The sequence below is a fragment of the Microbacterium sp. 10M-3C3 genome, assembly GCF_003931875.1.
GTDB lineage: Bacteria > Actinomycetota > Actinomycetes > Actinomycetales > Microbacteriaceae > Microbacterium.
Genome location: NZ_CP034245.1, coordinates 2052593 through 2073231 on the forward strand (window position 1 = coordinate 2052593; position 20639 = coordinate 2073231).

A 20639-nucleotide genomic window follows, 5' to 3' on the forward strand; every position below is an offset into this window, starting at 1 on the left:
GGGACGGCTCCGGCGGCTGCGAGTTCGCGGGCATCGTCCGGGGTGAGGGCCGGCGAGGCCATGCCTCATTATGCGCCCGCGCCGCTCCTGCGAGGCGACAAACCATAAGGCATCCGCGCCGGGACGTCAGCCCGCTTGCATCGGGCCGGCCGTTCACGATGAGGTGTCGGGATGGCGACCGACACGACGACGCCGCCGGAGAGCGGCACGAAACTCCATCGCGTGGTGGGCACGTGGCTCCTGTTCGCGTTCATCGTGGGCGACACGCTCGGGGCGGGCATCTACACGCTCGTGGGCTCGATGGCCACGGATGTCGGCGGCGTGATCTGGCTGCCGCTGCTCATCGCCCTCGCGATCGCGCTGGTGACGGCCGGCACGTACGCCGAGCTCATCACGAAGTACCCGCACGCCGGCGGGGCCGCCCGCTACGTCGACCGCGCCTTCGGAATCCCGTACCTGTCGTTCCTCGTCGGCTTCCTCATGATGGCCTCCGGCATCACGACCGCCGCGGCCCTGGCCAACGCGTTCGCGGGCGACTACCTCGCGGCGCTCATCGACATCCCGCCCGCCCCCACGGCCGCGCTCTTCCTGATCCTCCTGACCCTCATCAACCTCCGCGGCGTGCGCGAGTCGCTCGGCGCGAACCTCGTGGCCTCGATGATCGAGGTGAGCGGCCTCGTCATCGTCATCGTGTGCGCGGCGATCCTGTTCGGCTCCGGTGGCGGCGATCCGTCGCGGATCTTCGAGTTCGCGCCCGACGTGCCGCCCCTCGAGGGCGCGTTCGCGGCCTCGATCATCGCGTTCTTCTCATTCCTCGGATTCGAGGCCGCCGCCAACATGGCGGAGGAGGTGCGCAACCCGTCGAAGTCGTACCCGCGCGCCCTGTTCGGCGCGCTCGCGACCGCCGGTGTCGTGTACCTCCTGATCGCGTTGGGTGCCGTGATCGTCGTGCCCCCGGCGGAGCTCGCCGAATCGACGGGGCCGCTTCTGGAGGTCGTCAGTCGCAGCGGCGTCGCGGTGCCGTCGTGGCTGTTCAGCATCATCGCGCTCGTGGCGATCGCCAATGGCGCCCTGCTGTTCATGGTCATGGCCAGCCGCGTCGCGTACGGCCTTGCCGAGTCGAGCCTTCTGCCGCGTGCGTTCGCCCGGGTGCTCCCCCGCCGGCGCACGCCGTGGGTCGCGATCGTCGCGGTCGGCGCGGTCGCCATCCTGCTCACATTCGTCGGTGACATCACGACCCTCGCCGAGACGACCGTGCTGCTGCTTCTGCTCGTCTTCCTCTCGGCGAACGTCAGCGTGCTCGTGCTGAAGAAGGACAAGGTGGAGCACAAGCACTTCCGCGTGCCGTTCGTGCTGCCGATCCTCTCGATCATCGCGTGCGTCGCGCTGCTCACTCAGCAGACCGGCGCCGTGTGGCTCGGCACGCTGCTCTACGTCGTCGTGGGCTCGGCGCTCTTCGTGGTCGCGCGCTTCACGCGCAAGCGCCAGGACCGCAAGCTCGCCGAATCCGGAGCAGACGGGGAGAGCTGAGCGCCCGCGGGCGTGCCGTCAGCCGTCCGACGGCTCGTCAGCGCCCGGCGTGGCGCTCGGGATCTCGATCGACGCAACGGATGGCCCGGTCAGGCCGAGGAGCGCGTCGGGAGCCGCGGGCGGCGCACCCTCGTCGGGCAGCACCTCCGCCCGTGTGCGCGGCTTCAGCGGCTCGTCGGGCAGACCCGCCCACGACCCCTGCTCCTCCGGAAGCTCGGCGAACAATCCCATGACGCCATCCTCCCTCCGATCGGCGCCCGCAGGGCCGCTTGACATGCAAGCGCTCACGTGCCGATGTTCGCGGCATGAGACCTCATCTCCCAGGATCTCGCCGTCCTCGAGGATGCGGGGCTCGTGGCCGACGGCATCCCCGCCGCATCCTTCGCCGTCGACGACGTCGACGCGACGTATCGCGACCTGACCGTTGCGGGGTGCGCTTCACGCAGCCGCCGGCACCGATGGGGGCGGTTGTGACGGCGGTGCTGGACGACACGTGCGGCAACCTGATCCAGCTCTCGAGCCCGGCGTCCTAGCGGCGGCACAACGCCGCAACGCAAGAGCCCCGGTGGTCCGCATCTCGCGGAGGACCGGGGCTTTTCGTCTTGCTGGGGTACCTGGACTCGAACCAAGAACAACTGAACCAGAATCAGCCGTGTTGCCAATTACACCATACCCCACCGGTCACGACCGCAGCCGTGCCGACGATCCAGTCTAGACGACGCGCGCTCCCCCGGCCAAAACGGCCGCGTCCTCCGCGCGCGTCGCGGGACCGACACACGTCAGCCGAGGTGGGCGACGAGCGCTCCGAGCCGGCGGATCGTCTCGGCCTTGCCGAGCAGCTCCATCGACTCGAACAGCGGCGGCGACACGCGCCGGCCGGTCAGGGCGACCCGCGGCGGCCCGTACGCGACGCGCGGCTTGAGCCCCAGCTCGTCGACGAGGGCGCGCGCGAGCGCCTCCTGCACGGATGCGGCGGTGAACTCCGCCTCCGGAACGTCTTCGAGCGCCCCCACCGAGGCCACGAGCACCTCGCCGGCGTTCGCCGGGAGGCCCTTGAGCGCATCCTCCTCGTACGCGACGTCAGTCGTGAAGAGGAAGCCGAGCATGCCCGGCACCTGTCCCAGCAGCTGCACGCGCTCCTGCACGAGCGGCGCGGCGGCGACGATCGTCGCGGTCTGCTCCGGCGTGGGGATCGGCTGGACCAGGCCCGCGTCGGCCAGGTACGGCACGATGCGCTCCGCGAAGTCGGCGGACTCGAGCATCCGGATGTGGTCGCCGTTGATCGACTCGGCCTTGGTCTGGTCGAAACGGGCCGGGTTCGGGTTCACGTCGGCGATGTCGAACGCGGCGACGAGCTCGTCGAGCGAGAAGACGTCGCGATCGGGCGCCAGCGACCAGCCGAGGAGGGCGAGGTAGTTGAGCAGACCCTCATGGATGAAGCCCTTCTCGCGCTGGAGGAACAGGTCGGCCTTCGGGTCACGCTTGGACAGCTTCTTGTTGCCGGTCTCCCCGAGCACCAGCGGCATGTGGCCGAAGCGCGGCACGAAGTCGGTGACCCCCGCGTCGATGAGGGCGCGGTACAGCGCGAGCTGACGCGCCGTCGACGGCATGAGGTCTTCGCCGCGGATGACGTGCGTGATGCCCATGAGCGCGTCGTCGACGGGGTTCACGAACGTGTAGAGCGGCACTCCCCCGGCGCGCACGATGACGAAGTCGGGGAAGGTGCCGGCGGGGAAGGTGACCTCGCCCCGGATGAGGTCGACGTACGTCAGATCCTCGTCCGGCACACGCAGACGCCAGGCCGGCTCGCGGCCCTCGGCGCGGAAGGCGGCCTTCTGCTCGGCTGTGAGGTCGCGGTCGTGGTTGTCGTAGCCGAGCTGCTTCGCACGGCCGTTGGCCTCGTTGCGCGCGTCGATCTCCTCGGCCGTCGAGTAGCTCTCGTACACGGCACCGGATGCGACGAGCTTCTGCAGCACGTCCGCGTAGATGTCGTGACGCTGCGACTGGCGGTAGGGCGCGTGCGGGCCTCCGACCTCGACGCCCTCGTCCCAGTCGATCCGCAGCCACCGCAGCGCGTCGAGGAGCTGCCGGTAGCTCTCCTCGCTGTCGCGCGCGGCATCGGTGTCTTCGATCCGGAAGACGAGCGTGCCGCCGTTGTGGCGCGCGTACGCCCAGTTGAACAGCGCCGTGCGGACGAGGCCGACGTGCGGGAGTCCGGTGGGCGACGGGCAGAAGCGCACGCGGATGTCGGCGCCGGAAGCGGTCGTGGTGCGGGGATCGGGGGTGGCGGGCACCCGTCGAGTTTAGTCAGCCGCGGCGGCGCGCTCCGGCGCGGAGGCGCGCGTCACGGCGAGCGGCACGAGCGCGACCGCGGCCACGACGAGCACCATCGCGACGAGGGCGAGGCCGCCGTAGCCGATCCAGCCGAGCACCAGACCGGCGAGGATCGCCCCGACCGCCCCCACGAAGCTCATCGTGAAGTCGCTGAGGCCCTGGCGGCGGGTGCGGCGGGCCTCGGCGGACGACTCCGTGAGGAGCGCCGAGCCGGCCACCGTCGTCGCGCTCCACCCGAGTCCCAGGAGGATGAGCGCGATCGTGACGGCGGGCATGCTCCCGCTGAGGGTCGCGGCCACGACGAGCGCGGCCGCCAGGAGCGCCTGACCGAGCACGATCGTCGCGACGCGGCCCCACCGGTCGCTGAGGATGCCGAAGACCGGCGACAGCGCGTACATCCCCGCCACGTGGAGGCTGATCGTGAACCCGACGATCTGCAGCGACGCCCCGTGGTGCAGGAGGTGCACGGGCGTCATCGCCATGACCGCGACCATCACCGCGTGGGCGGCCGCGACGGCGAAGATGGCGTACCGCGCCGCGCGCGGCCGGTCGGCACGCCGGACGACCCCGGATGCGGCGGCCGCCCGCGCGGCGGTGACGCGCTGTGCGACGAGGAGCGGGTCCGGGCGCAGGCCGGCGAGGTACACGGTGATCGCGAGCAGCTGCCCGACGACCGTGAACACGTACGGACCGGTGAGCTCAGGCATTCCGAGCGCCCGCCCCACGGCCTCGCCCGGGCCGACGAGGTTCGGACCGAGCACGACGCCGATCGTCGTCGCCCACACCACGAGCGACAGCGCCCGCCCGCGTGTCGCGTCGGTCGCGAGATCGGTCGCGGCGAACCGGGACTGGAGGTTGGCCGCCTGGCCGCCCCCGACGAGCGCGAAGGCGACGAGGAGGAGCGGGAAGGCGCGCAGACTCGTCGCGGCGATGACCAGCAGCACGCCGACCAGCGCGATGACCGTGCCCGAGGTCAGGCCGAGCCGGCGCCCGCGCCGACGCGCGAGAGCTGCCAGCGGGATCGCCAGCAGCGCGGTCCCGAACGTCACCGCGGCGGTCGCGAGTCCCGCGAGCGCCTCATCGCCGGAGACCTCCGCCGCCAGCAGCACGCCGATCGACAGCGTCGCGCCGAAGGCGATGCCGCCGAGCACCTGCGCGAGCGCGAGCGTGGCGACCGTGCGCCGCTGGATGCCCGCGACGTCACGGTCGGGGAGCGCTGTGTCGTCAGGCATCGCGCGCCGTGTTGCGCAGCACGCCGATGCCCGACACCTCCACCTCGAGCGTGTCGCCGGCGTCGAACGGGCCGACGCCGGCGGGGGTGCCGGTGAGGATCACATCGCCGGGCAGCAGCGTGAACGCCGCGGACGCGTAGGCGATGATCGCTGGGATCGAGTGGATCATGTCGGTGATCGGCCCCTGCTGCTTCACCTCGCCGTTAAGGCGCGTGGTGACGACCGCGGCGGGGTCGAGCTCGGTCTCGATGACCGGGCCGAGCGGGCAGAACGTGTCGAAGCCCTTCGCGCGCGCCCACTGGCCGTCGCTGGCCTGCAGGTCGCGTGCGGTGACGTCGTTCGCCGCGGTGTAGCCGAACACGTACTCGAGCGCGCGCTCTGCGGGCACGTTCTTGGCGATGCGGCCGATGACGACGGCGAGCTCGCCCTCGAAGTGCGTGTTGTGCGACTGCGGCGGCCGCACGATGACGTCGCCCGGGCCGATCACGGCCGTGTTGGGCTTGAGGAAGAGCAACGGCTCGGCGGGCGCCTCGCCGCCCATCTCCGCGGCGTGGTCGGCGTAGTTCTTGCCGACGCACACGACCTTCGAGCGCGGGATCACGGGGGCGAGCAGCGCGATGTCGCCGAGCGGCACCCGCTCCCCCGTCGTGTCGAATCCGGCGAACATCGGGTCGCCCGCGAGCACGACGAGCTCGCCGTCATCGACGATGCCGTAGCGGATGGCGTCCTGGTGGCTGAAGCGCGCGATCTTCACCCGCTCAGCCTACCCAGGGCGCCCTCCGCACCGGCGCCCCCCGAGGCGCTCAGTCGTCTAGGCGCAGCATCCAGCCGTGGCGGTCTTCGATGCGACCGTACTGGATGTCGGTGAGCTCCTGGCGCAGCTCGAGCGCGAGCGTGCCGGTGGGCTGCGCGTCGAGGAAGTCGTGCCCCTTCAGCGTGCCGATGGGCGTGACGACTGCGGCGGTGCCGCACGCGAACACCTCGGTGATGTCGCCGGATGCGACGCCCTCGCGCCACTCGTCGATCGAGACCGCGCGGCCCTCGACCTTGTGGCCGCGGTCGCGCGCGAGCTGCAGGATCGAGTCGCGCGTGATGCCCTCGAGGATGCTGTCGGACTCGGGCGTGACGAGCGTGCCGTCCTTGAAGACGAACACGACGTTCATGCCGCCGAGCTCCTCGACGTTGCGCTTCTCGTCGAGGAAGACGACCTGGTCGCACTCGTGCTCGTACGCCTCCGACTGCGGCAGCAGGCTCGCGGCGTAGTTGCCGCCGGTCTTGGCGGCGCCCGTGCCGCCCTTGCCGGCGCGGGCGTACTCCTCGCTCAGCCAGATCGACACCGGCTGCACGCCGCCCTTGAAGTACGCGCCGGCCGGGCTCGCGATCAGGTAGTACGCGACCTTGTGCGCGGGGCGCACCCCTAGGAACGCCTCCTTCGCGAACATGAAGGGCCGGAGATACAGCGACTGGTCCTCGCCCGAGGGCACCCAGTCGCCGTCCACGGCGATGAGCTCGCGCAGCGACTGGATGAAGTAGGGCGCCGGCAGCTCCGGCAGCGCGAGCCGGCGGGCGCTGCGCTGCATCCGGCGCGCGTTCTGGTCGGGACGGAACGTGTGGATGGAGCCGTCGGCGTGGCGGTACGCCTTGATGCCCTCGAAGATCTCCTGCCCGTAGTGCAGCACCGCGGCGGCCGGGTCGAGCGAGATGGGGCCGTACGGCGACACGCGGGGCCGGTGCCAGCCGCCGCGGACCGACCAGCAGATGTCGACCATGTGGTCGGTGAAGCTCGTGCCGAAGCCCGGGTTGGCGAGGATCTCGGCGCGCTGGGCCGGGCTCTTCGCGGCGAGGTTGCGGGTGACGGCGAACTCGAGGGGCTCGAATCCGGTGTCGGGGTTGCTGTCGATGAGGGTCATGTTCGTCCTGCGTTCTGGGCTGCGGCGGGATCGGTGCGCTCAGACTACGCCCGGAGCCGGGCGGCGATGGCGTCGCCGATCTGCGACGTGGTGCGGGCGGCCTCGCCCCGCTCGGCGATGTCCTGTTCGACCGCACGGGTGATGCGCTCGGCGTCCGCCGGCATCCCGAGGTGATCGAGGAGGAGCGAGACGGACAGGATCGCGGCGGTGGGATCGGCCTTCTGCTGTCCTGCGATGTCGGGCGCCGATCCGTGCACGGGCTCGAACATCGAGGGGAACGCGCCGTCGGGGTTGATGTTGCCCGATGCGGCGAGGCCGATGCCACCGGTGACGGCGCCGGCCAGGTCTGTCAGGATGTCGCCGAAGAGGTTGTCGGTGACGATCACGTCGAAGCGGCCCGGGTTCGTGACCAGGAAGATCGTCGCCGCGTCGACGTGCAGATAGTCTACGGCCACCTCCGGATGCTCCGACGCCACCTCGTCGACGATGCGCTTCCACATGCCGCCCGCGTGCACGAGCACGTTCGTCTTGTGCACGAGCGTCAGCTTCTTGCGGCGCCGCTCGGCGAGGTCGAACGCGTAGCGGACGACGCGCTCGACGCCGAAGGCCGTGTTCACCGACGTCTCGTTCGCGACCTCGTGCGACGTGCCGGTGCGGATCGAGCCGCCGTTGCCGACGTAGGGGCCCTCGGTGCCCTCGCGCACCACGACGAAGTCGATCTCGCCGGGGTCCGCGAGGGGCCCGGACGCGCCGGGGTACAGCTTCGAGGGGCGGAGGTTCACGTAGTGGTCGAGCGCGAAGCGGAGCTTCAGCAGCAGGCCCCGCTCGATGTTCGCGTCCTTCAGGCGCGGGTCGCCGGGGGTGCCGCCCACGGCGCCGAGGAGGATCGCGTCGTGCCGCGCGATCGCGGCGAGATCGTCGTCGGTGAGGGTGTCGCCGGTCGCCAGGTAGCGGGCCGCGCCGAGGGAGAACTCGGTGCGCTCGAACGTCGTGTCGCCGTCGGCGGTCGCGGCGTCGAGCACCTTCAGGGCTTCGGCGACGACCTCGGGTCCGATGCCGTCGCCGGGGATGACGGCGAGCGTGACGACGCGCGACATGGCACTCCTTCGCGGGATGGGCGCGTCACTTCGTCGACGCGCCGCGTGACCCTCCCAGGCTAGTGGCCGCGATGACGGCGGCCAGCACGATGAGGGCGGCGCCGATGAGCGCGGTGACGACGACGCCGGAGTCGAACGCGTGCGCCGCCGCGTCCCGCAGAGCCGCGCCGACCGCGGCCGGCAGCGCATCGGAGACCGCCACGGCGCCGGCGAGCGTCTCGCGCGCGGCCTCGGCCGCCGCATCCGGCACGCCCGCGGGGAGCACGAGGTTCGCGCGGTACAGCGCCGTGAGGATGCCGCCGAGGATCGCGGTGCCCAGGACCGCGCCGAGCTCGTACGCGGTCTCGGACACGGCGCTGGCGGCGCCGGCCTTCGCCGCGGGGGCGCTGGAGAGGATGAGTTCGTTCGACACGGTCTCAGCCGCGCCGATGCCGACGCCCAGCGCCACGAACGCCGCGATCAGCAGCGGCAGCTCGGCGGTGGCGAACGCGACGAGCACGTAGGCGCCGATCGAGAAGACGAGGGCGACCGGCACGATCACGCGCGCCGGGAAGCGCCGCGCGAACCACACGACGACCAGGCCTGACACGATCATCGCCACGAGCCCCGGCACGAGCACGAGCCCGGCCTGCAGGGGCGTGAGCCCCACGACCAGCTGCAGGTGCTGCGCGACGAAGTACAGGAACCCGACGAGTCCGATGACGCTGAGGAGATTCACGGCGATCGCGCCGGAGAACGTGCCGCGGCGGAACAGCGACATGTCGAGCATGGGCGCATCCAGATGCAGCTGGCGCCGCACGAAGAGCGCCCCGAAGACGGCGCCGACGACGAAGAGCACGAGCGATGCGCCGGCCGGGCCGTTCACCGCGAGCTCCTTGATGCCATAGACGATCGGCACCATCGTCGCGAGCGAGAGCAGGATGCTCGTGAGGTCCACGCGCCCCGGCGCGGGGTCGCGGCTCTCGGGCACGAGGAGGGGCGCGAGGATGAGGAGCGGCACGAGCACCGGCACGGCGAGGAGGAACACCGAGCCCCACGCGAAGTGCTCGAGGAGCAGCCCGCCGACGATCGGGCCGAGGGCGGAGCCGGCGGAGAAGCCCGCCGCCCAGATCGCGATCGCGATTCGGCGCTGGTCGCGGTCGCGGAAGATCGCGCGCAGCGACGACAGGGTGGAGGGCATGAGCATCGCCCCGAACACGCCCATGAGCGCCCGTGCGGCGATGAGGAGACCCGCGGTGGGTGCGAAGGCGGCGAGGGCCGAGACGACGCCGAAGCCCGTCGCGCCGATCAGCAGCATCCGGCGACGCCCGAAGCGGTCGCCGAGGGTGCCCATCGTCACGAGGAGGCTCGCGAGGACGAGCGGGTAGGCGTCGATGATCCACAGCTGCTCGATGCTCGACGGTTCGAGGGCGAGCGCGATCTCCGGCAGCGCGAAGCTCAGCACGGTGTTGTCGACGGACACCAGGAGCACGGGCAGCATCAGGACGGCGAGCGCCGTCCACCCGCGCCAGTCCGCGCGCACGGTGGGCAGGGTCGCCGTCGGGGCCATCGTGTTCAACATCTCTCGCCGTGCCTTCTTTACTAAACCGTCCAGCCGGTATAGTAACACGGGCGGACAGTCCCCCGCCAGTACGATCGAGCCCATGAGCCGACCCCCGCGCGCCCGAGAGAGCGTGCTCGACGCGTTCGCTCGCATCCTCATCGACGACGGCGAACGCGCGGCGACGATGGAGGCGACGGCCCGCGCCGCGGGCGTGTCGAAGGGCGGCCTGCTCTACCACTTCGCCTCGAAGGACGCCCTCGTCGCAGGCCTCATCGAGCGCATGGAGACACTCGCCGTCGACGATGTCGCGCACCTCGCGGACGCGCCCGAGGGCCGCGTCGCCGCCTTCATGCGCACGTCGATGAACACCGGCTCGCCGCTCGACAACGCGATCGTCGCCGTCTCGCGTCTCGCGCAGAACGGCAGCGCTCCCGCCGTCGCGGCGCTGCGGCGCCTCCGCGAGCTGTGGGAGGACGCGGTCCGGCCCGACACGCGCGACGAGACCGCGCTGCAGCTCGTGATGCTCGTGAGCGACGGGCTCTACTTCAACAGCGCGCTGACGATCGGCTCCGTCCCGGGGCCGGAGCCCACGCCCGAGCGCCTGGACGCGCTCATCGCGCGGGTGCGCGAGGTGAGCCAGCCGGAGTGACGGCGGGTGCTGCGCCCGGTCAGTCCTCGGTGATCTCGATCTGACGGAACAGGTCGGCGCCCACGGCGTCGCGCATCTCCGCGAGCAGCGCGTCCGGCACGCGCGAGTCCACGGTGAGCACCGACAGTGCGCGGCCGGCGTCATCCGGCGCCACCTGGAGTCCCGCGATGTTGATGTCGGCGTCGCCGAGCTTCTGGCCGTAGATCGCCACGATGCCCGGGCGGTCGGCGTAGCGCATGACGACGTGGTGCTGCTCGAGCGGCACCTCGATGTCGTAGCCGTCGATCTCGACGACCTTCGGCACCATGCGGGTGCCGGCGAGCGTGCCGGCGACGGTGAGCACCGACCCGTCGGCGAGCGTGCCGCGCAGGATCGTGATGTTGCGGTAGAGGGGGCTCTCCGCCTCGACGATGAGGCGCGTCTCGACGCCGCGCTGCTCGGCGAACAGCGGCGCGTTGACGTACGAGACCGTCTCGCTCACGATGCGGCTGAAGATGCCCTTGAGCGCGGCGAGCTTGTAGACGCTCACGTCGTACGCGGCCAGCTCGCCGCGCACCTCGATGTCGAGGCTCGTCAGGGCGCTCGGGGCCAGGCCGCTGAAGAACTGCCCGAGCTTCTCGACGAGACCGATGCCGGGGCGCACGAACGGGTCGATGACGCCGCCGGCCACGTTGACCGCATCCGGCACCAGGTCGCCCTCGAGGGCAAGCTTGACGGACCGGGCGACGGACACGCCGGCCTTCTCCTGCGCCTCCTCGGTGCTCGCGCCCAGGTGCGGGGTCACGACGACGTTCGGCAGGTCGAGGAGGCGCCGAGCCGGGCCGCCCTCTGCGGGCGGCTCGGTGCTGAAGACATCGAGTCCGGCACCGGCGATCTCGCCGGTGGTGAGCGCCTTGTACAGCGCGTCCTCGTCGATGAGACCGCCGCGGGCGACGTTCACGACGAACGCCGTGCGCTTCATCCGGCGGAGCTGGTCGATGCCGATCATGCCCGTGGTCTCGGGCGTCTTCGGCATGTGGATCGTGAGGAAGTCGACCTGCGCGAGGAGGTCGTCGAGCGACAGGAGCGTCACGCCCAGCTGTTGCGCGCGCGTGGCCGTGACGTACGGGTCGTAGGCGACGACGCGCATGTCGAAGGCCTGCAGGCGCGCGGCGATGAGGGCGCCGATGCGGCCGAGGCCGACGATGCCCACCGTCTTCTCGAACAGCTCGGTGCCGGTGAAGGCGCTGCGCTTCCACTGCCCCGCCGCGAGCGACGCGTGCGCGGCCGGGATGTGCCGCGCGAGGCTCAGGATGTGGCCGATCGTGAGCTCGGCCGCCGACACGATGTTCGAGGTCGGCGCGTTGACGACCATGACGCCCGCAGCGGTCGCTGCCTTGATGTCGACATTGTCGAGTCCGACGCCCGCACGGGCGACGACCTTCAGCGACGGGGCCGCCGCGAGGGCTTCGGCGTCGATCTTCGTCGCCGAGCGCACGAGTACGGCGTGCGCGTCGGCGAGGGCGGCCAGCAGCGCCGGACGGTCGGTGCCGTCGACGGAACGGACGTCGAAGTCGGGGCCGAGGGCCTCGATCGTCGCGGGGGAGAGTTCTTCGGCGATGAGGACGACGGGCTTCGTCACGGATGGATCCTTCGGGCGGGCGCACGGGTGGTCGGATGCCCCGCCACACACCGAGGGGGCGGGCCTCGGCCAGCCTAGCGCGGCCCGCGAGGGCGTCCTGACCGTGTGACGCCGGGGGTCAGCCGCCGTACAGCGCGTACGACGTCAGCGCGTACGACAGGATGTTCACCCAGAACACGGCCGACAGGGCGAGCCCGGTCAGCAGGATCAGCGCGAACGCGCCGGTGGGCCGGCGCCACCCGAGCGCGAAGGCGATGCCGAACGCGACGAGCGGGAACAGGATCGGCAGCGCGTGCACGAACCAGCCGAGGGCGCTGAGGCCGAGCGGTCCGGAGGCCTGGCGCACGAGCAGGTCGACGGCGCTCCACACGACGAAGGCGTAGAACAGCCCGAAGCCGCCGGCGACGGCGACGGTCACCCACACGGGGCGCGCCGGCTGCCGGGCGGCGCGGGCGGATGCGGCGGCGGTCATGCGAACGACCCCGTTCCGAGGAACGGCCACGGCACGAGCAGCACGACTCCGACGACGAGCCACGCGAACCGCACCCACGTGCGGGAGCGGCGGGTCAGGGCGTAGACCGTGCCGAACCACACCAGCGGGGCCGCCGCGGCGGCCAGGGTCAGCGTGACGAGGATCGGTGCGGCGACCGGCAGGGCGTCGGCGACCGCCTGCAGCCGGACGCTCACGATGAGCCAGCCGACGGAGAACAGGATGAAGGCCGCCGCGATCATGCCGATGCCGACGAGCGCAGCGTTGCCGAGCGGCTCGGGCGCCGGCGACGGCGGCGCGACGCGCTCGCTCCCCTTGCCCACGGCCGTGAAGCCGGTCGGCAGCGGCCTTGCCGGGGCTGCGGCGTCGCGCTGCGCGGGGCGGCGGGGCGCCGCATCCGGTCGCGGTGCGTTCTCGGCCTTGCCCGGATCGAGCGTCGGGTCGTCGTCGCCGTCCCACGACAGCGCGTCGTCGTCCCGGGGAGTGCTCACTCCCCCACCCTAAACCGGCGCTCCCCGAAGGCCCATACCGCTCCCTCCCGTCCGTTTCTCTCGGACCGCGGCTGGGGGGACGACGCGTCGACTCCCGCCCCCGCGCATCCGTTTCTCAGGAGATCCCGCGCGGCCAGCGGGATCCTGCGGGTGAGGCGGAGGCCGACCCCGGATTCCTGAGAAACGAACCTGACCGTCGTGCGCGGACGGAGACGGCGGATGCCCCGGGCCGCAGGGGTCCGGGGCATCCGCCGTTCGACGCGAAGAAGTCAGCGCGCGGCCGAGCCCTCGACGTAGTCGGAGTCGGTCTGCTTCCACGCGAACAGGGCGCGCAGCTCCTTGCCCGTGGCCTCGATCGGGTGACCCTGCTCCTTCTCGCGCAGCGCGAGGAACTCGGGCGCACCGGCGTCCTGGTCGGCGATGAAGCGCTGCGCGAAGGCGCCGGACTGGATGTCGGCGAGCACGGCCTTCATGTTCTCCTTCACCTCGGGCGAGATCACGCGCGGGCCGGAGACGTAGTCGCCGTACTCGGCGGTGTCGGAGATCGACCAGCGCTGCTTGGCGATGCCGCCCTCCCACATGAGGTCGACGATGAGCTTGAGCTCGTGCAGCACCTCGAAGTACGCGATCTCGGGCTGGTAGCCGGCCTCGGTCAGCGTCTCGAAGCCGTACTGCACGAGGTGGCTCATGCCACCGCACAGCACCGCCTGCTCGCCGAAGAGGTCGGTCTCGGTCTCCTCGGTGAACGTCGTCTTGATGACGCCGGCGCGCGTGCCGCCGATCGCCTTCGCGTACGACAGCGCGGTCGCCCAGGCCTGGCCCGACGCGTCGCGTTCGACCGCGATGATGTCGGGGATGCCGCGGCCCGCGACGAACTCGCGGCGCACGGTGTGGCCGGGGGCCTTCGGGGCGACGAGGATCACGTCGACGCCCTCGGGCGCGTCGATGTAGCCGAAGCGGATGTTGAACCCGTGCGCGAACGCGAGCGTCTTGCCCGGGGTCAGGCGCTCCTTGATCGACTCGCTGTAGATGCCGCGCTGGTGCTGGTCGGGCGCGAGGATCATGATGAGGTCGGCCCACTCGGTGGCGTCGGCGACCGACTTCACCTCGAAGCCGTCCTCCTGCGCCTTGGCGGCCGACTTCGAGCCGTCCTTCAGCGCGATCGCCACCTCGACGCCGGAGTCGCGGAGGTTCTGCGCGTGCGCGTGACCCTGCGATCCATATCCGACGATCGCGACCTTCTTGCTCTGGATGATCGAGAGGTCGGCATCGTCGTCGTAGAAGATCTCTGCCATTTGGGTGTTTCTCCTTGTCAGGGTGATGATCAGCCGCGCAGGACGCGCTCGGTGATGCTCTTGCCGCCGCGACCGATCGCGACGAGGCCGGATTGGGCGAGTTCCCGGATGCCGAAGGGCTCCACGGCCTTCAGGAAGGCGTCGACCTTGCCCTTGTCGCCGGTGATCTCGACCACCAGCGCGTCGGGGGCGTAGTCCACGACCGACGCGCGGAACAGGTTCACGACCTCGAGCACGTGCGAGCGCGACGCGTTGTCGGCGCGCACCTTGACCAGCATGTGCTCGCGCTGCACGGATGCCGCGGGGTCGAGTTCGACGATCTTGATGACGTTGATCAGCTTGTTCAGCTGCTTCGTCACCTGCTCGAGCGGGAGGCCCTCGACGTCGACGACGACCGTGATGCGCGAGAGGCCGGGGACCTCGGTCACGCCCACGGCGAGGGACTCGATGTTGAAGCCGCGGCGGGCGAAGAGCCCCGCCACGCGGGTCAGCAGACCGGGTTTGTCCTCCACGAGGAGGCTCAGCACATGCCGGGACATGTCAGTCCTCCTGTTCGGCGAAGGCGGGCGCGTGGTCGCGGGCGTACTGGACGTAGCTGTTGCTGACGCCCTGGGGCACCATCGGCCACACCATGGCGTCGGCGCTCACGACGAAGTCGATCACGACGGGGCGGTCGTTGGTGTCGAGCGCGAGCTGGATGGCCGCGTCGACCTCCTCCTCCTTCTCCACGCGGATCGCGAGGCACCCGTACGCTTCGGCGAGCTTGACGAAGTCGGGGATGCGGCGCGTGCCGTGGCCCGTGTTCAGGTCGGTGTTCGAGTGGCGGCCGTCGAAGAACAGCGTCTGCCACTGGCGCACCATGCCGAGCGAGGAGTTGTTGATGATCGCGACCTTGATCGGGATGTCGTTGATGACGCAGGTGGCGAGCTCCTGGTTGGTCATCTGGAAGCAGCCGTCGCCGTCGATCGCCCACACCGTGCGCTCGGGCTGGGCGACCTTCGCCCCCATGGCCGCGGGCACGGCGTACCCCATCGTGCCGGCGCCGCCGGAGTTCAGCCACGAATTCGGCCGCTCGTACTTGATGAACTGCGCGGCCCACATCTGGTGCTGGCCGACGCCCGCGGCGTACACCGCCTCGGGGCCGCTCAGCTCGCCGATGCGCTGGATCACGGACTGCGGCGAGAGGAGGCCGTCGCTGGTCGGCGTGTAGCCGAGCGGGAACTCCTCGCGCAGGCCGTTGAGGAACGACCACCACTCGTCGATGTCGGGCGTGGTCTGCTTCACCGCATCCGCGAACGCGTCGCGCAGGTCGACGAGCACCTCGCGGAGGTCGCCCACGATCGGCACGTCGGCGGTGCGGATCTTGGAGATCTCCGCCGGATCGATGTCGACGTGCACGACCTGCGCGTTCGGCGCGAACAGCGACGCCTTGCCGGTCACGCGGTCGTCGAAGCGCGCGCCCAGCGACACGATGAGGTCGCTCTCCTGGAGCGCCAGCACGGCGGGCACGGTGCCGTGCATGCCGGGCATGCCGAGGTGCTGCGGGTGCGAGTCGGGGAACGCGCCGCGCGCCATGAGCGTCGTCACGAGCGGGGCGCCGGTGGCCTCGGCGAGCTCCTTGAGCTCCGCGGACGCGCGCGAGCGGATGACGCCGCCGCCGACGTAGAGGACGGGCTTCTTCGCCGCCGCGATGAGCTGCGCGGCGGCCTGGATCTGCTTGCCGTGCGCCTTCGTCACCGGCCGGTAGCCGGGCAGGTCGATCTTGGGCGGCCACACGAAGGGCGCCTCGTTCTGCTGCGCGTCCTTCGTGATGTCCACGAGCACGGGGCCGGGGCGGCCGGTCGAGGCGATCTCGAACGCCGCCGCGATCGCGCCGGGGATGTCCTCGGCGTTCTTCACGAGGAACGAGTGCTTCGTGATCGGCATCGTGATGCCGACGATGTCGGCCTCCTGGAACGCGTCGGTGCCCATGAGCGTCGAGAAGACCTGACCCGTGATGCACACGAGCGGCACGGAGTCCATGTAGGCGTCGGCGATCGCGGTGACGAGGTTGGTCGCCCCCGGGCCCGACGTCGCGATCGCCACGCCGGTGCGTCCGGATGCGGCGGCGTAGCCCTCGGCCGCATGGCCGGCTCCCTGCTCGTGGCGCACCAGGATGTGGCGGACGCGCTCATCGTCCATGAGCGGGTCGTAGACGGGCATGATCGCCCCGCCGGGCAGGCCGAAGACGTCGGTGACGCCGAGCAGATCGAGCGAGCGGACGACCGCTTCCGCGCCCGTGAGCACGGGCGTCGGCGCGGTGCGAGCGGGTGGCCGGGGGACGGCCGGAGCGGTGTCGGTGGACATGGTGGGACCTCGAGACGAGAGTGCGAAAAGGAGCGGCCGTCAGCCCGTGACTGCGCCCTCAGCGGCGGAGCGCACGAGCTTGGAGTACTTGGCCAGGACGCCACGGGTATAGCGCGGAGGAAGGGGCTCCCAGCCGTCGCGGCGGGAAGCCAGCTCGGCGTCGTCGACGATCAGGTCGAGAGTGCGAGCGGCGATATCGACCCGTATCAGATCACCATCGCGCACGAAGGCGATCGGACCGGCGTCCACCGCTTCGGGAGCTATGTGGCCGATGCACAGGCCGGTTGTGCCGCCGGAGAATCGACCGTCCGTCAAGAGTAGTACATCTTTTCCGAGCCCCGCGCCCTTGATGGCGGCGGTGATGGCGAGCATCTCGCGCATGCCGGGGCCGCCCTTGGGGCCCTCGTAGCGGATGACGACGACGTCGCCGGCGGCGATCTCCCCCGCCTCGAGGGCGTCCATCGCGGCGCGCTCGCGTTCGAACACGCGCGCGGGGCCTTCGAAGACGTTGCCGTCGAAGCCGGCCGACTTGACCACGGCTCCCTCGGGCGCCATCGAGCCGTGCAGGATGGTGATGCCGCCGGTGGCGTGGATCGGGTCGTCGAACGAGTGGATGACCTTGCCGTCGACCGGGTCCGGGTCGAGGTCGGCGAGGTTCTCGGCGAGCGTCTTGCCGGTGACGGTGAGCGCGTCGCCGTGGAGGAGCCCCTCGTCGAGCATGGCCTTCATGATCACGGGGATGCCGCCGTGACGGTCGACGTCGTTCATGACGTACTGGCCGAACGGCTTCATGTCGGCCACGTGCGGCGTGCGGTCGCCGATGCGGTTGAAGTCGTGCAGGTCGAGCTCGACCTCGGCCTCGTTCGCGATCGCGAGCAGGTGCAGGACGACGTTGGTCGAGCCGCCGAGGGCCATGGCCAGCGCGATGGCGTTCTCGAACGCCTCCTTCGTGAGGATGTCGCGGGTCGTGATCCCCAGGCGCAGGAGGTTCACGACGGCCTCGCCCGATCGGTGCGCGAAGTAGTCGCGGCGGCGGTCGGCCGACGGCGGCGCGGCGGAGCCGGGGAGGCTCAGCCCGAGCGCCTCGGCGACGGAGGCCATCGTGTTGGCGGTGTACATGCCGCCGCAGGCGCCCTCACCGGGGGCGATCGCGCATTCGATGCGCTTGAGGTCGGCCTCGCTCATCTTGCCGGCCAGGCACGCGCCGACCGCCTCGAACGAGTCGATGATGGTGACGTCCTTCTCGGTGCCGTCGCTGAGCTTGACCCAGCCGGGCGCGATCGATCCGGCGTACAGGAAGACGCTCGACAGGTCGAGGCGGGCGCTGGCCATGAGCATGCCCGGGATCGACTTGTCGCATCCGGCCAGCAGCACCGAGCCGTCGAGGCGCTCGGCCATCATGACGGTCTCGACCGAGTCAGCGATGACCTCGCGCGAGACGAGCGAGAAGTGCATGCCCTCGTGTCCCATGGAGATGCCGTCGGACACCGAGATCGTGCCGAACTGCAGCGGGTATCCGCCGCCGGCGTGCACGCCCTCCTTGGCGCCCTGCGCGAGCCGGTCGAGGCTCAGGTTGCACGGGGTGATCTCGTTCCAGCTCGACGCGATGCCGATCTGGGGCTTGTCCCAGTCCTCGTCGCCCATGCCGACCGCCCGAAGCATGCCGCGGGAGGTCGTGGCCTCGATGCCGTCGGTGACGACGCGGCTGCGCGGCTTGATGTCGGGCGTGGTGGTGTCGGTGGTGCGCTCGGCCTGGGACATGCTCGAAGTCTATTCCGGGCGCGCGCCCCTCATCTGCGCGAGGAGGGCGAGGAGGTCGGCCAGCGCCGGGATGTCGGCCACGGTGACGGATGCGGCGGTCTCCCCCGGCCCGACGCGCACCCCGAGGTCGCCTGCCCCGAGCGTGCGCATCGCGTCCTCGTCGGTGACGTCGTCGCCGGCGAAGAGCACGGCGGTCGCGCCGGTGCGTTCGCGGAGCGTGCGCACCGCCGTGTCCTTGCCTTCGTGCCGGAACGAGAACTCGAGGATGCTGTGGCCGGTGCGCCGGCGCCACGTCGGCGCCTCGCTCGTGACGAGCTCGTCGACGAGGCGGTTGGCCTCGGCGGCGACCGCGTCCGGCGTCCCCCGGGTGTGGACGCCGACGCCGAACGTCTTGGGCTCGATCCACACGCCATCGAGGTGCGCGACGGCGGCTTCGGCGCGACGGCGCAGGTCGTCGCGGAGGGCGACCTCCTCCGTGTCCTCGTCGGCCTCGATCTCACCCGCACCCGGCTCCCAGAACTCCACGCCGTGCGAGCCCGCGAGCCACAGGCGCGAGTCGTCGCCGTGCTCCGCGATGAGCCGCAGGTCGACGAGGCTGCGCCCCGACACGAGGGCGACCGTCGTGTCGGGCAGGGCGGCGAGCGCGTCGACCGCGCGGCGTGCGGCCGGGAGCATCCGTGCCGCCATCGCGTCCTTCTGCAGCGGCGAGAGCGTGCCGTCGAAGTCGAGGGCGACGAGCAGGTGGGGCGTGCGGGCCAGCGGCTCGAGGACGTCCTCGGCGACGGTCGTGGTGTCCTCGGCACTCATGCGGTCACCGCAGTCGCACCGCGGTGGAACACGGCCAGGGCGTCGAGGAAGTCCTGCGACCAGTCCTCCACGTCGTGCTCGCGGACGCGTCGGCGCAGCGCCCGCATCCGCCGGCCCTGCTCGCTGCCCGGCATCTCGATCGCGCGCATGATGGCGTCCTTCAGTCCGTCGATGTCATGGGGGTTCACGAGGATCGCGCTGCCGAGCTCGTCGGCCGCGCCGGCGAACTCGCTCAGGACCAGCACGCCGCGGTTGTCGACCCGGCTCGCGACGTACTCTTTCGCGACGAGGTTCATGCCGTCGCGCAGCGCGGTGACGAGCATGACGTCGGCGGCGAGGTACAGCGCCACCATCTCCTCGCGCGGGTAGGCCTGATGGAGGTAGCGGATCGCGGTGTGCCCCATCGTGTCGTAGTCGCCGTTGATGCGGCCGACGGTGAGCTCGATCTCGTCGCGCAGCTGCACGTACGCGTCGACCCGCTCGCGGGAGGGACTGGCGACCTGCACGAGGGTGACGTCGTCGACCGACACGCGGCCGTCTTGAAGCAGCTCCCCGAAGGCCTTCATGCGATGGCGGATGCCCTTGGTGTAGTCGAGACGGTCGACCCCGAGGAGGATCTTCGACGGGTTCCCGAGGCTCTCGCGGATCTCGGCCGCGCGGGCCTGGATCTCGGGGCGCTGGGCGAGCTCGATGTACGAGTCGGCGTCGATCGAGATGGGGAAGGCCTTCGCCAGGGCCGTGCGCGTGCCGCCCTCCCCGTCGGGGACGGCGATGCCCGACGCCTTCGTCTCGTACCGCAGCTGGCGCCGCACGGCGCGGGCGAAGTTGCCCGCGTCGGCCACGCGCTGGAAGCCGATGACGTCGGCGCCCAGGAGTCCCTCGAGCACCTGCCGGCGCCACGGCAGCTGCGAGTACAGGCCGTATGCCGGGAACGGGATGTGGTGGAAATAGCCGATCGTCAGGTCGGGGCGCGCCTGGCGCAGCATTCGCGGGACGAGCTGGAGCTGGTAGTCCTGCACCCACACGATCGCGTTGTCGGCCGCCGCCTTCGCCGCTGCATCCGCGAACCGCTGGTTCACCGCGACGTACGCGTCCCACCACTGCCGCTTGAAGCGGGGAGCCGCGATCACGTCGTGGTAGAGCGGCCAGATGGTGTCGTTGGAGAAGCCCTCGTAGTAGTCCTGCACCTCGTCGGCGCTCAGCGGCACCGGGACGAGGTGCATGCCGTCGAACTCGAACGGCTCGAGCTCGAGTCCGGGGCGCCCCGCCCACCCGACCCACGCCCCGTCGGCCTTGCGCATGACCGGCTCGAGAGCGGTGACGAGACCGCCCGGCGACCGGCGCCATGCGTCGTCGCCCTCGGCGTCCGCGACGCGATCGACGGGGAGGCGATTGGCGACGACCACGAACTCGGCCTGGGACACGGGGGCTCCTCGGATGGGGGTTCGTTTCAGGCTAACAGCGGCGTCGCGGCTCGTCGGGGCCGGTGCCGTGTCAAGCCCGACCGCGCTACCCTTGGCGCCCCGCTAGCGT

At 71.1% G+C, this 20639-nt stretch carries 18 protein-coding genes and 1 tRNA gene; 2 read left to right on the plus strand and 17 right to left on the minus strand.

Annotation, left to right across the window (positions count from 1 at the left end):
* Nucleotides 1-171: 171 nt before the first annotated feature.
* Nucleotides 172-1530, plus strand: coding sequence for an APC family permease (locus EI169_RS09890; protein WP_125132172.1), 1359 nt, complete (start codon nucleotides 172-174; stop codon nucleotides 1528-1530).
* An 18-nt stretch (nucleotides 1531-1548) separates the two neighbouring features.
* On the opposite strand, the gene EI169_RS09895 is transcribed toward EI169_RS09890, so the two are convergent.
* The 8 genes from EI169_RS09895 to EI169_RS09935 all read right to left on the minus strand — a co-directional run bounded on the left by EI169_RS09895 (nucleotide 1549) and on the right by EI169_RS09935 (nucleotide 9652).
* A complete protein-coding gene (locus EI169_RS09895) occupies nucleotides 1549-1761 on the minus strand; it encodes a hypothetical protein (RefSeq protein WP_125132173.1) in 213 nt (70 codons plus the stop codon).
* 374 nt (nucleotides 1762-2135) lie between these two features.
* A tRNA-Gln gene (locus EI169_RS09905) sits at nucleotides 2136-2207 on the minus strand.
* Nucleotides 2208-2309: 102 nt separating this feature from the next.
* Nucleotides 2310-3824, minus strand: coding sequence for a glutamate--tRNA ligase (gltX, locus tag EI169_RS09910; protein WP_125132174.1), 1515 nt, complete (start codon nucleotides 3822-3824; stop codon nucleotides 2310-2312).
* A 9-nt stretch (nucleotides 3825-3833) separates the two neighbouring features.
* Complete coding sequence (locus EI169_RS09915) at nucleotides 3834-5096, minus strand: MFS transporter (RefSeq protein WP_125132175.1); 1263 nt, start codon at nucleotides 5094-5096, stop codon at nucleotides 3834-3836.
* A complete protein-coding gene (locus EI169_RS09920) occupies nucleotides 5089-5850 on the minus strand; it encodes a fumarylacetoacetate hydrolase family protein (protein ID WP_125132176.1) in 762 nt (253 codons plus the stop codon). The genes EI169_RS09915 and EI169_RS09920 overlap by 8 nt, the downstream gene beginning before the upstream one ends.
* Before the next feature lie 49 nt (nucleotides 5851-5899).
* Nucleotides 5900-7006, minus strand: coding sequence for a branched-chain amino acid aminotransferase (locus EI169_RS09925; protein WP_125132177.1), 1107 nt, complete (start codon nucleotides 7004-7006; stop codon nucleotides 5900-5902).
* A 44-nt stretch (nucleotides 7007-7050) separates the two neighbouring features.
* Nucleotides 7051-8103, minus strand: a complete 1053-nt coding sequence (locus tag EI169_RS09930; RefSeq protein ID WP_125132178.1) for a 3-isopropylmalate dehydrogenase — start codon at nucleotides 8101-8103, stop codon at nucleotides 7051-7053.
* Between the two features lie 25 nt (nucleotides 8104-8128).
* Nucleotides 8129-9652: an MFS transporter gene (locus tag EI169_RS09935; RefSeq protein ID WP_164515531.1), complete on the minus strand. Its 1524-nt coding sequence runs from the start codon at nucleotides 9650-9652 to the stop codon at nucleotides 8129-8131.
* Between the two features lie 94 nt (nucleotides 9653-9746).
* On the opposite strand from EI169_RS09935, the gene EI169_RS09940 reads away from it, so the two are divergent.
* Nucleotides 9747-10295, plus strand: coding sequence for a TetR/AcrR family transcriptional regulator (locus tag EI169_RS09940; protein ID WP_125132180.1), 549 nt, complete (start codon nucleotides 9747-9749; stop codon nucleotides 10293-10295).
* Nucleotides 10296-10314: 19 nt separating this feature from the next.
* Here EI169_RS09940 and serA read toward each other — a convergent pair whose 3' ends face one another.
* From serA to otsA, 9 genes are all read right to left on the minus strand, one after another.
* The gene (serA, locus tag EI169_RS09945; RefSeq protein WP_125132181.1) at nucleotides 10315-11916 is read right to left on the minus strand and encodes a phosphoglycerate dehydrogenase; all 1602 of its coding nucleotides are present in this window, start codon (nucleotides 11914-11916) and stop codon (nucleotides 10315-10317) included.
* A 118-nt stretch (nucleotides 11917-12034) separates the two neighbouring features.
* A complete protein-coding gene (locus EI169_RS09950; protein ID WP_125132182.1) occupies nucleotides 12035-12388 on the minus strand; it encodes a bacitracin resistance protein in 354 nt (117 codons plus the stop codon).
* Entirely contained in the window at nucleotides 12385-12897 is a 513-nt protein-coding gene (locus tag EI169_RS09955) for a DNA polymerase III subunit gamma/tau (RefSeq protein ID WP_125132183.1), read from the minus strand. The genes EI169_RS09950 and EI169_RS09955 overlap by 4 nt, the downstream gene beginning before the upstream one ends.
* A gap of 269 nt (nucleotides 12898-13166) precedes the next feature.
* Nucleotides 13167-14192 carry a ketol-acid reductoisomerase gene (gene ilvC / locus EI169_RS09960; RefSeq protein WP_125132184.1) on the minus strand — a complete coding sequence of 342 codons (1026 nt, stop codon included), beginning with the start codon at nucleotides 14190-14192 and terminating at the stop codon, nucleotides 13167-13169.
* A 29-nt stretch (nucleotides 14193-14221) separates the two neighbouring features.
* Nucleotides 14222-14731, minus strand: coding sequence for an acetolactate synthase small subunit (gene ilvN, locus EI169_RS09965; protein WP_125132185.1), 510 nt, complete (start codon nucleotides 14729-14731; stop codon nucleotides 14222-14224).
* A 1-nt stretch (nucleotide 14732) separates the two neighbouring features.
* Entirely contained in the window at nucleotides 14733-16538 is a 1806-nt protein-coding gene (locus EI169_RS09970) for an acetolactate synthase large subunit (RefSeq protein WP_125132186.1), read from the minus strand.
* 39 nt (nucleotides 16539-16577) lie between these two features.
* Complete coding sequence (gene ilvD / locus EI169_RS09975) at nucleotides 16578-18299, minus strand: dihydroxy-acid dehydratase (protein WP_125132187.1); 1722 nt, start codon at nucleotides 18297-18299, stop codon at nucleotides 16578-16580.
* A gap of 9 nt (nucleotides 18300-18308) precedes the next feature.
* Entirely contained in the window at nucleotides 18309-19106 is a 798-nt protein-coding gene (gene otsB, locus EI169_RS09980) for a trehalose-phosphatase (RefSeq protein ID WP_125132188.1), read from the minus strand.
* Nucleotides 19103-20530, minus strand: a complete 1428-nt coding sequence (otsA, locus tag EI169_RS09985; RefSeq protein ID WP_125132189.1) for an alpha,alpha-trehalose-phosphate synthase (UDP-forming) — start codon at nucleotides 20528-20530, stop codon at nucleotides 19103-19105. The genes otsB and otsA overlap by 4 nt, the downstream gene beginning before the upstream one ends.
* Nucleotides 20531-20639 lie beyond the last annotated feature (109 nt).

Excerpts from the sequence above, each read along its gene's own strand:
- EI169_RS09890 (WP_125132172.1), top strand. The coding sequence starts at position 172 with ATGGCGACCGACACGACGACGCCGCCGGAGAGCGGCACGAAACTCCAT.
- EI169_RS09895 (WP_125132173.1), bottom strand. The coding sequence starts at position 1,761 with ATGGGATTGTTCGCCGAGCTTCCGGAGGAGCAGGGGTCGTGGGCGGGT.
- EI169_RS09915 (WP_125132175.1), bottom strand. The coding sequence starts at position 5,096 with ATGCCTGACGACACAGCGCTCCCCGACCGTGACGTCGCGGGCATCCAG.
- EI169_RS09925 (WP_125132177.1), bottom strand. The coding sequence starts at position 7,006 with ATGACCCTCATCGACAGCAACCCCGACACCGGATTCGAGCCCCTCGAG.
- EI169_RS09930 (WP_125132178.1), bottom strand. The coding sequence starts at position 8,103 with ATGTCGCGCGTCGTCACGCTCGCCGTCATCCCCGGCGACGGCATCGGA.
- EI169_RS09935 (WP_164515531.1), bottom strand. The coding sequence starts at position 9,652 with ATGGCCCCGACGGCGACCCTGCCCACCGTGCGCGCGGACTGGCGCGGG.
- EI169_RS09940 (WP_125132180.1), top strand. The coding sequence starts at position 9,747 with ATGAGCCGACCCCCGCGCGCCCGAGAGAGCGTGCTCGACGCGTTCGCT.
- EI169_RS09950 (WP_125132182.1), bottom strand. The coding sequence starts at position 12,388 with ATGACCGCCGCCGCATCCGCCCGCGCCGCCCGGCAGCCGGCGCGCCCC.
- ilvC (WP_125132184.1), bottom strand. The coding sequence starts at position 14,192 with ATGGCAGAGATCTTCTACGACGACGATGCCGACCTCTCGATCATCCAG.
- ilvN (WP_125132185.1), bottom strand. The coding sequence starts at position 14,731 with ATGTCCCGGCATGTGCTGAGCCTCCTCGTGGAGGACAAACCCGGTCTG.
- EI169_RS09970 (WP_125132186.1), bottom strand. The coding sequence starts at position 16,538 with ATGTCCACCGACACCGCTCCGGCCGTCCCCCGGCCACCCGCTCGCACC.
- ilvD (WP_125132187.1), bottom strand. The coding sequence starts at position 18,299 with ATGTCCCAGGCCGAGCGCACCACCGACACCACCACGCCCGACATCAAG.
- otsB (WP_125132188.1), bottom strand. The coding sequence starts at position 19,106 with ATGAGTGCCGAGGACACCACGACCGTCGCCGAGGACGTCCTCGAGCCG.